Origin of the sequence: Streptomyces sp. RP5T, assembly GCF_003933965.1 — a bacterium.
Classification (GTDB): Bacteria; Actinomycetota; Actinomycetes; order Streptomycetales; family Streptomycetaceae; genus Streptomyces.
In genome coordinates this window covers 1-8,371 of record NZ_RSAJ01000370.1, presented here as the reverse complement: position 1 = coordinate 8,371, position 8,371 = coordinate 1, and the positions used below count along the sequence as shown (strand labels likewise).

The following is an 8,371-nucleotide window of genomic DNA, read 5'->3' as shown; positions in this document are numbered from 1 at the left end:
GGGTGGGGCCACCCGGCGGATGACCCCGTCGCCTCGACGGGGCCGGGTTCGACTCCGGACCCGCCATGCTGATCGACACCTCGCGCAACGGCTCGGCCTGCTCCGCCCGGGCCCCCGCCGGCACGCAGACCACCGTGGACGGCTGGAGCGGCGCGGGCCACGGTGAACGGCCCGCCGCGGCTCCGGCCGCTGGAATCGACGCCTGTGCGCAGGTCGAGCCGCCGGGGGAGTCGGACGGCAAGGTGGCCCCCGGCGGCAACGCACGCAACGGCAACAACCTCACGGGCCCCCAGCCTGACCCGTTGCTGCCGTGACCTCCGTGGACCTGGTGCCGGCCCGTGGGCCGGTCAGTGTTGTGCGAACTGAGTGCTCGTCGGCTGCACCACATTGGGTCGCACCGCGATCCCGTTGATGGTGAGTTGCTGGCCGTAGATGTCGGTGAGCCTGATGGCGCCGCCGCATCCGCTGCCGTCGGGGGAGAGGAAGTAGTTGTAGCCGGTGCGGGCGAGTTGGCGCCAGCCGTTGTCGGTACGGACCTCCAGCCGGGCCAGCGGGTTGCGGTGACCGATGGCCTGGATGCCGCACCAGTAGGCGCTGGAGCCGGTCTTGTAACGGATGGAGATGGTGCCTGCCGCGGCGGGGCTGAGCAGGCTCCAGGTGATGGCCAGTCGACCGGTGGAAGTGGGGGCCAGTTTGGCGAAGGCCTGCTCGCTGAGGTCGAGTTGGCCGGGGGCGCAGGGCAGCGGGCATTCGTTGGTGATGCGGACCGTGACGGAGTTGCCGTTGGCCGCGTGGACGCGCACGTAGGCCCCGCAGGCCCTGGACGTCTCGTAGTCGGTGGTGTTCATCGCGGCGATCATCATGTCGCTGCTGGGGCCGAAGGAGCAGGCGCCGTCTCCGACTCCGGCCTCGTAGACGGTGGCGACTCCCGGGTAGGTGACCTTGGGCCGGATGCGTCCGGCCAGGGAGGTCGTGGCGGGGGCCGTGCGGGGCGAGGCCGAGGAGGGCGACGGTGCCGCGGAGGAGGAGCGGGAGGCCTTGGGCGTGGACGCGGAGGCCTTCGGGCTCGCTGAGGTCGCCGAGGGGGACGGCGAGGACGACTTGTCCCCGGGCGTGGTCGGGGGCGGCGGAGTCTGCCGGGAGTCGGTGACGGCCGTGGCCGCGGCCGACGCGGTGTCTTCCTTGCGGTCGGGTTGCATCGCCACGACCAGGCAGGCGAGGAGTGCCGTGACGGCCAGCCCGCTGCTGGTGGCGATCATCAGCCGGCGTCTGCGTCTGCGCTGCCGCGCGGCCTGACGTGTTGTCTCGTGCATGTCCATCCGTTCGGAAGAGCGAGCGATGTTGCACCACTCAGTGGCCGCCGGACGCGAAGAGGTTGCCGCCGATTTCGGACCGGATCGAAGCGGGGACACGAGCGGCCGAGCCGGCGCAGTACGAAGGCGGAGGCAAGGGGCCCCTCGGGCCGTCGGACACGCAGTCCAAGGGCCAGTCCGCGCCGATGCCCCGTCAGATCTCACGCAGGCGGCGCGTTCGTGCGCGGCGCTACCCGAACAGGCGCCGCTGGATCTCGCGCCGGTAGTCCTCAAGGGTTCTGTCGAGATGTGCCGCGGTGGCCCGCGCCGCCTCCTCGGGGCGGCCGTCTCGGATGGCCCGGTAGATCGCCTCGTGCTCCTCGACGGCCGACGCGGTGTTCTCGCCGAGCTTGTCGTGGATGCCGATGGCGCTGGACTGGCGCTGCAGACGTCGTGCGTCCCGCACGGCACTGACGAGGAAGGTGTTGTGCGAGGCCGCGGCTACGCCCATGTGGAACTCCTCGTCCGCCTGGTTGAACACCTCGACCCGGCCCTGGAGGAACCCGTGCCGGCCCTTCTCCATGGCCACCTCGATGGTGCGCAGTTCCGAGGGCGTGGCGCGCGTCGCCGCCAGGCTGCTGGCCGACATCTCCTGCACCCTGCGGAACTCGAACAGCATCAGGACGTGGTCGATGTCGACGGGGCGGAAGAAACCTCCCCAGCGGCTGGTGACGAGCATGCCCTCGTCGTCCGCGACGAACAGGCCCCGCCCCTTGTGGGCCCGTACGCGGCCCAGTGCCGAAAGGATCTTCACGGCTTCCCGCACCACGGCCCGGCTGGTGTTCAGCGTCTGGGCCAGGTCGATCTCCGTGGGCAGCCGGTCTCCCGCCACCAGCCGCTGCTCGGCGATGTATTCGAGGATCTGCTCCGCCACGATCTCGTACCCGGGACGGTAGTCACGCCGCTCCTCCGAGCCCGTCGCCGCCGAGGGCACTTCGATCGCCGGCGTGTCGTCCATCTGCGCTGCCTCCCGAGTGACTGTGGTGACCGCGACTGATCGCCGCGGAGCCGACGGCATCGTAACCCAGCAGAGAGATGAGTCGTACTCATTCTGACCGGGGTCTCTGGCTGAGTCTGCGCTCCCTGGGCACATAAATGCCGATTAATGTCAGTTATTGGCCGCAATCACTTTTCCATCATGCAGAACTCGTCAAGGAAGCGTCGCACGCACCCTTGACGAACCTCTCGATGAGGCGGCTAATTTCATCCAAGCCAATAGCGCTTCAGCCGCCTTTCCCCTGTCCGACGCCTGCCCGGGACGGCCCGGCGTCGCACCCATTGCTCCTCCCCACCTGCCACCTGCCAACCGCCCATCTGCCCGGGGCACCGCAAACCCAGTGGAGTCGATCGTGACCGTCAACAAGCAGTCGCCCAGCCCGAAGAGAGCACTCGGAAGGAAGCGTGCGGCGTTGCTGGCCGGCTGCGCGGCCACGGTGTCGCTGGCCCTGACCGCCTGCGGTGGCGGCGGTACCGGCGCCACGACCTCCAAGGACGGCTTCGCCCAGGCGCCGCAGAAGGACGGGGCACTGACCGTCTGGGTGGACGCGACCCGTATGGAGGCCGCCAAGCTCTACCAGCACCTGCACCCCGAGGTGAAGCTGGACATCGTCAGCTACGACGGCGACGCCAACGGCTCGAACTATCTCCAGACCAAGGTCCAGCTCTTCAACCGCACCGGCAAGGGCTGGCCGGACGTCGTCTTCAGCTCCCAGAACAACGAAGCCTCCTGGGCGGTCGACGCGGGCTTCGCCGCCCCGCTCAACAAGGGCCTGATCCCCGAGTCGACCCTGGGCCGGTTCTCGAAGGGCGCCAACGACGTCTGCACGGTGGACGGCACCCTCTACTGTCTGCGCAACGACCTCTCCCAGGCCGTGCTCTGGTACAACGCACCGCTGCTGAAGCAGTTCGGCTACACCGTGCCCACCACCTGGGAGGAGTACCAGCGACTCGGCGAGAAGGTGGCCAAGGAGCACCCCGGTTATCTCGTGGGTGACGCGGGCGACTCCTTCACCCCCGAGATCTACCTGTGGGCGAGCAAGTGCGGCGCCAACCACATCACCGGGCCCAAGTCGGTCTCGGTGAACACCACCAGCGAGGCCTGCACCAAGATGGCCAGGCTCCTGGACGTGCTGATCAAGAACAAGTCCATGTCCATCAGCGGCGTCTTCAGCACCGACTTCGGCAAAAATCAGGCGGACAAGGTCCTGCTCATGCCGGGCCCGGCCTGGTACGGCGGAGCGGTCTTCAAGGACACCCTCAAGCTCCCCGCCAAGCAGATAGCGGCCGCTCCCATCCCGCAGTGGCAGGGGGACAACTCCCCGTCCACCGGCAACGTCGGCGGCGGCACCTGGCTGCTGTCCCAGCACTCCACCCACATCAAGGCCGCCACCGACTTCCTCAAGTGGGTCACCACCGACAACGCCTACCAGGGCGAGAAGGCGCCCGGCTTTCCGGCCTACGCGCCGGCGGCCGAGACGTGGCTGAAGGGACAGGCGGCCTCCGGTTACTTCGCCAGCGACCTGAGCGCCCTCACGGCCGCCTCCTCCCAGGTCTGGCCCGAGTGGGGCTCGGGGCAGTTCAGCCAGGAGGCGATCTGGGCGGCCACCGTCAAGCCCGGCCTGACCCAGGGCAAGTCCATCGTCTCGATGCTGCCGGCCTGGCAGGACTCCATCGTCAAGTACGCCAAGTCCAACGGATACAAGGTCTCGCAGTGACCCTCAGCTACTCCTCGTCCGGCTCTGTCCCCGCGCGCACCAGCGGTGCCCGCCGGCAGAGCCGGGCCGGCCTCGCCTTCGTAGCCGCCTACGTGATACTCCTGATCGCGTTCGGCATCCTGCCGACCGGATACGCCGTCTACTTCGCCTTCACCGACGCCGGGGGCACCTTCACCGGCTTCGGCAACTTCATCACCACGGCGCAGGACTTCCGCTTCATGGACGCCGTGGGCCATGTGGCGCTGTACCTCCTGTTCTGGCTGGTCTCGCTCGTGGTGTTCGTGGTGAGCCTGGCGCTGCTGCTGCACCGCCTCGCCTCGGGCACCATCAGCAAGTCGCTGCGCTTCTTCTTCTACATCCCGGGGGCTCTCGCCGGCGCCGCGAGTGTGCTGGTGTGGCTGTTCATGCTGGACCCGGCGGTGAGCCCGGTCAGTTCGCTGCTGGGCATGCTGGGCTTCCACACCTTCGGCGAGGTGATCGCGCCCGGCAACCTGCCCCTGCTGTTCACGGTCATCGCGTTCTGGACCGGCGCGGGCGGCTGGATCGTCGTCATCTACGGCGCGCTGAACAACATCCCCGGTGACGTCATGGAAGCCGCCCGCATCGACGGCGCGGGGGCCTGGCAGACCGCCTGGCACGTGCAGATACCCATGCTCCGCAAGTGGATCGTGTACATGGTGATCCTGGCCTTCGCGGGCGGCGCGCAGCTCTTCGTGGAGCCGCAGCTGCTGTCCCTCGCCAGTGTGGGCGTGGCCGGACGCGACTACTCGCTGAACCAGCTGACGTACGACTTCGCCTTCCAGATGAACAACGTGAACGGCGCCGCCGCGGTCTCGGTGGAACTCCTGGTCGTCAGTGTCTCGGTCGCCGCTGTCTTCGTCGCACGCTCGGGGTTCTTCGATGCCGACTGAGACCTCCGCGGGACCGACCCGAGTCCCCTCGCGCACGGAACGAGGAGCGAGTGCCATGAGCCCAGCGCCCCGCCAGGCATCCGGGCGTCGCCGCCCGCCTCGCCTCGTGCCCCGCCTGCTGACCGGCTCCGTGCTGCTCGTCTTCCTGGTGTTCTTCGTCCTCCCGGTGCTGTGGCTCGTCCTCGCGGCGACCAAGACCGACCAGCAGCTCGTCCACGGCAGCCCGCTGTCCTTCGGCTCCTGGCACGCCTTCAAGGCCAACTGGGACGGCCTCACCGCGTTCCAGGACGACGCCGTCATGCAGTGGCTCGGCAACTCCACGCTGTACGCGGCGATCTCCCTGGTCATCACCCTCTGCGTGGCGGTGCCGGCGGGATACGGGCTGGCCATGACGGAGTTCCGCGGGCGGCACACCCTGCTCGTCTCGACTCTCGTCGTGATGCTCATGCCGACCGCCACCCTGGTGGTGCCGCTGTTCCTGGAGATCAACGCGGCGCACCTGATCGGCACGATGTGGTCGATCATCCTGCCGTACTCGTTCTACCCCTTCGGCGTGTATCTGACGTACATCTACTTCACCACCGCCGTACCGAAGGACCTGCTGGCGGCGGCACGCATGGACGGCTGCTCGGAGTTCGGGGTCTTCCGGCACATCGCACTGCCCCTGGCGACCCCGGTCATCGCACTCGTGGGCTTCTTCAGCTTCGTCGCCAACTGGACCAACTACTTCCTGCCGTACGTGATGCTGCCCGAGAGCGACCAGATGCCGATCCAGGTGGGCGTCGGAAGCCTGCTCAGCAACGTGCCGTCCTTCAACCCCGCGGTCGGCACCCTCGCGATCGAACGCCCGCAGCTGGCGCTGGCCACGCTGCTGGCCATCACACCGGTGCTGGTCGTCTTCCTGTTCGCCCAGCGCTTCCTGGTCAGCGGGATGCTCGCCGGAGCCACCAAGGAGTAGGTCCCGGCCCACGGCTCCCCGGCACGACACCCGGAGCCGGCACCCCGCCGCCCGCCCGTTGTTCCCGGCGCGCACCCCGTGCCGCCACCCCGAACGGAGATCCATCCCATGCCCTTCAGCTCCTCCGGCCCTGTGCCGGGCGAGGACGCCGCGGACCTCGCCCCACCGACCGCACCCGAGGTCCAGGCCCGGGTACCGGTCCTCGAACCGCCGGGCTGGGCCCTTGCGCAGCGGTCCCTGTTCGACCTGCTCGACCACGCCTGGCGCCGCTTCGCCCGCGACTTCACCGGCCCCGACGGCCGGTTGAACTACACGGGCACCCTCACCACCCGCGACGGGGCGGACGACTTCTACGAGGTGTTCTTCAACTGGCCCCAGCTGTACCTCCTCGGCGGTGCCGACGACCTGCTGCCGGCGAGCGAGAAGCACTGGGAGGGCGTGACCCGCCAGCTCACCGAACTGGGCATGCTGCGCGACGAGTACGAGCGCGGTTACGACTGGTTCCACCAGGGCGAGAGCCTGCTCCTGCTCTACTTCCTGTGCATGGCCGCCCCCGACCGCTGGTCCGAACGCGCCCTGCGCTTCGCCGAGTTGTACGTGGACCCGGCCAAGGGCAACTACGACCCCGAACACCGTGTCATCACCCGCCCGCACAACGGCAGCGACCCCGACCGCACGGGCCTGTTCGACGGCGACGTCTACCCCTGGATGCAGAAGGAGGCCGACACGTACGGCTTCCCGCTGGAGTGGATTCCCGAGGCGGACGGCGGCCCCCACCCCCTGACCGCGGACCCCCGACTCGGCGCGCAGATGCGGGACCGGACGGGCGTCGGCGACACCGCGGTCAACCTCGCCGCGGCCGGACTGGTCCTCAACGCCTGGATCCTGTCCGGCGAGGATCGCTACCGCGACTGGATCGTCGAGTACGTCGGCGCGTGGCGCGAGCGCACCGAGGCCAACGGCGGTCTCATCCCCGACAACGTCGGCCCGGACGGCGTCGTCGGCAGCCTGCTGGAGGGCCGCTGGTACGGCGGCCACTACGGCTGGTCCTGGCCGCACGGCTGGCACAGCGTCGGCCACGCGGCCTGTGTGGCGGCGCTCGCGGCGGCCACGGTCACCGGAGACGACGACCACCTCGCCATGGTCGCGAGCACGCTCGACGCCCTGATCGAACACGCCAAGGTGATGCCCCACACCGAGGCGGACTCCAGCCTGCCCTCCAAGTGGGCGGTCGAACTCGGCCCGGACGCTCACACGCCCACGCCGCATCTGCCGTTCCGGCACAACGACTCGGGCTGGTTCGACTACAACCCGGCCACCCCGCCCGTGCCGGTCGCCCTGTGGCACCACACCGCCTCCGGCTCCGACCGCGCCCGGCTGGAGGGGCTGCGCGAGGTCGACGGCATCGACTGGCGCACGGTGCGGCCGTTCCGCGCCAAGGAGGAGTCCGGGCACGAGAAGGCCTGGTTCGCCTTCCTCGCCGGTGACGACCCCGGCTACCCCGAACGGATCCTCGCCACCGCCCAGGCCCAGGTCCGCCATCGCCTGCGGCGCATCGACCGCTACCGCGACCTGGACGTGCCCGAAGCCGACATCCATGTGTGGCAGCAGTGCAACCCCGTGGCCACCGAGGCGCTCGTCCAGCTCACCTGGGGCGGCCCCCAGGTGCTCTACCAGGGCGGCCTGCAGCAGGCACGGCTGCGCTACCACGACGCCGAGGCCCGCCGCGCCGGCCTGCCCCCGGACGTGGCCGCGCTGGTCACCTCCATCGACCCCGGGGCGACCACCGTCGAACTGGTCAACCTCCACCCCGAGGCCGGGCGCACGGTGATCGTGCAGGCGGGCGCCTTCGCCGAGCACACCATCGCCGCCGTCCGCCACACCACCTGCCAGGACGACGCCTGGATCGGGGACATGTACGACTACGGCCACACCGAGCCGGTGGTCAGCGAGGCGGAGACGTCGTGCGACAGCCCCTTCCTGACGGTTCGGCTGCCCGCGTCCACCCGCGTCCGGCTCGTGCTCCAGCTGCGTCTGCGCACCAACACCCCCAGCTACCGGTCCCCGTTCGACACCCCGGCCGACCTGGCCCCGGACGCGGAGGGAGAGACCGCATGAAGCGTGTCGCGCAGACCATCAGGCTCCGGCCCGAGCGCCGCGAGGAGTACCTCCGCCTCCACTCGGCGGTCTGGCCCGGCGTCGAGGCCGCCCTGCACCGGGCGAACATCCGCAACTACAGCATCTTCCTGCACGGCGACGCCCTGTTCGCCTACTTCGAGTACCACGGCGACGACTTCGGGGCCGACATGGCCGTCCTCGAAGCCGACCCCGAGACCCAGGAGTGGTGGAAACTCACCGACCCCTGCCAGGAGGCGTGGCCCGACCGGGGCGACTCCCGCCAGTGGACGGAACTGACCGAGATCTGGCACCTCGAAC

7 protein-coding genes and 1 pseudogene are annotated in these 8,371 nt (G+C 69.6%); 6 read left to right on the top strand and 2 right to left on the bottom strand.

What is annotated here, in order from left to right; translation table 11 throughout:
- Positions 1-41 precede the first annotated feature (41 nt).
- A pseudogene (locus tag EHS43_RS30105) lies at positions 42-314 on the top strand (glycoside hydrolase family 6 protein); the annotation flags it as partial.
- Positions 315-347: 33 nt separating this feature from the next.
- Here the strand turns inward: EHS43_RS30105 and EHS43_RS30100 are convergent.
- Both EHS43_RS30100 and EHS43_RS30095 read right to left on the bottom strand, forming a co-directional pair.
- Positions 348-1,313: an expansin EXLX1 family cellulose-binding protein gene (locus tag EHS43_RS30100; protein ID WP_125193872.1), complete on the bottom strand. Its 966-nt coding sequence runs from the start codon at positions 1,311-1,313 to the stop codon at positions 348-350.
- Between the two features lie 229 nt (positions 1,314-1,542).
- Positions 1,543-2,310: a FadR/GntR family transcriptional regulator gene (locus EHS43_RS30095; RefSeq protein WP_125193871.1), complete on the bottom strand. Its 768-nt coding sequence runs from the start codon at positions 2,308-2,310 to the stop codon at positions 1,543-1,545.
- A 391-nt stretch (positions 2,311-2,701) separates the two neighbouring features.
- Between EHS43_RS30095 and EHS43_RS30090 the strand changes: the two genes are divergently transcribed.
- The 5 genes from EHS43_RS30090 to EHS43_RS30070 all read left to right on the top strand — a co-directional run.
- A complete protein-coding gene (locus EHS43_RS30090) occupies positions 2,702-4,066 on the top strand; it encodes an ABC transporter substrate-binding protein (protein ID WP_125193870.1) in 1,365 nt (454 codons plus the stop codon).
- Positions 4,063-4,977 (top strand): carbohydrate ABC transporter permease, encoded by a 915-nt coding sequence (locus EHS43_RS30085; RefSeq protein WP_125193869.1) that lies wholly within the window; start codon positions 4,063-4,065, stop codon positions 4,975-4,977. Before EHS43_RS30090 ends, EHS43_RS30085 begins: the two co-directional genes overlap by 4 nt.
- A 55-nt stretch (positions 4,978-5,032) precedes the next feature.
- Positions 5,033-5,935 (top strand): carbohydrate ABC transporter permease, encoded by a 903-nt coding sequence (locus tag EHS43_RS30080; protein WP_125193868.1) that lies wholly within the window; start codon positions 5,033-5,035, stop codon positions 5,933-5,935.
- 108 nt (positions 5,936-6,043) lie between these two features.
- A complete protein-coding gene (locus EHS43_RS30075) occupies positions 6,044-8,053 on the top strand; it encodes a hypothetical protein (RefSeq protein ID WP_260470778.1) in 2,010 nt (669 codons plus the stop codon).
- Positions 8,050-8,371, top strand: a 322-nt coding sequence (locus EHS43_RS30070) for an L-rhamnose mutarotase (RefSeq protein WP_148104119.1), incomplete at its 3' end; no start/stop codon positions are given. The genes EHS43_RS30075 and EHS43_RS30070, both read left to right, overlap by 4 nt.

What these genes read in the sequence shown, in the direction of transcription:
- EHS43_RS30080 (WP_125193868.1), top strand. Translation starts at nt 5,033, where the DNA reads ATGAGCCCAGCGCCCCGCCAGGCATCCGGGCGTCGCCGCCCGCCTCGC.
- EHS43_RS30075 (WP_260470778.1), top strand. Translation starts at nt 6,044, where the DNA reads ATGCCCTTCAGCTCCTCCGGCCCTGTGCCGGGCGAGGACGCCGCGGAC.
- EHS43_RS30095 (WP_125193871.1), bottom strand. Translation starts at nt 2,310, where the DNA reads ATGGACGACACGCCGGCGATCGAAGTGCCCTCGGCGGCGACGGGCTCG.
- EHS43_RS30100 (WP_125193872.1), bottom strand. Translation starts at nt 1,313, where the DNA reads ATGCACGAGACAACACGTCAGGCCGCGCGGCAGCGCAGACGCAGACGC.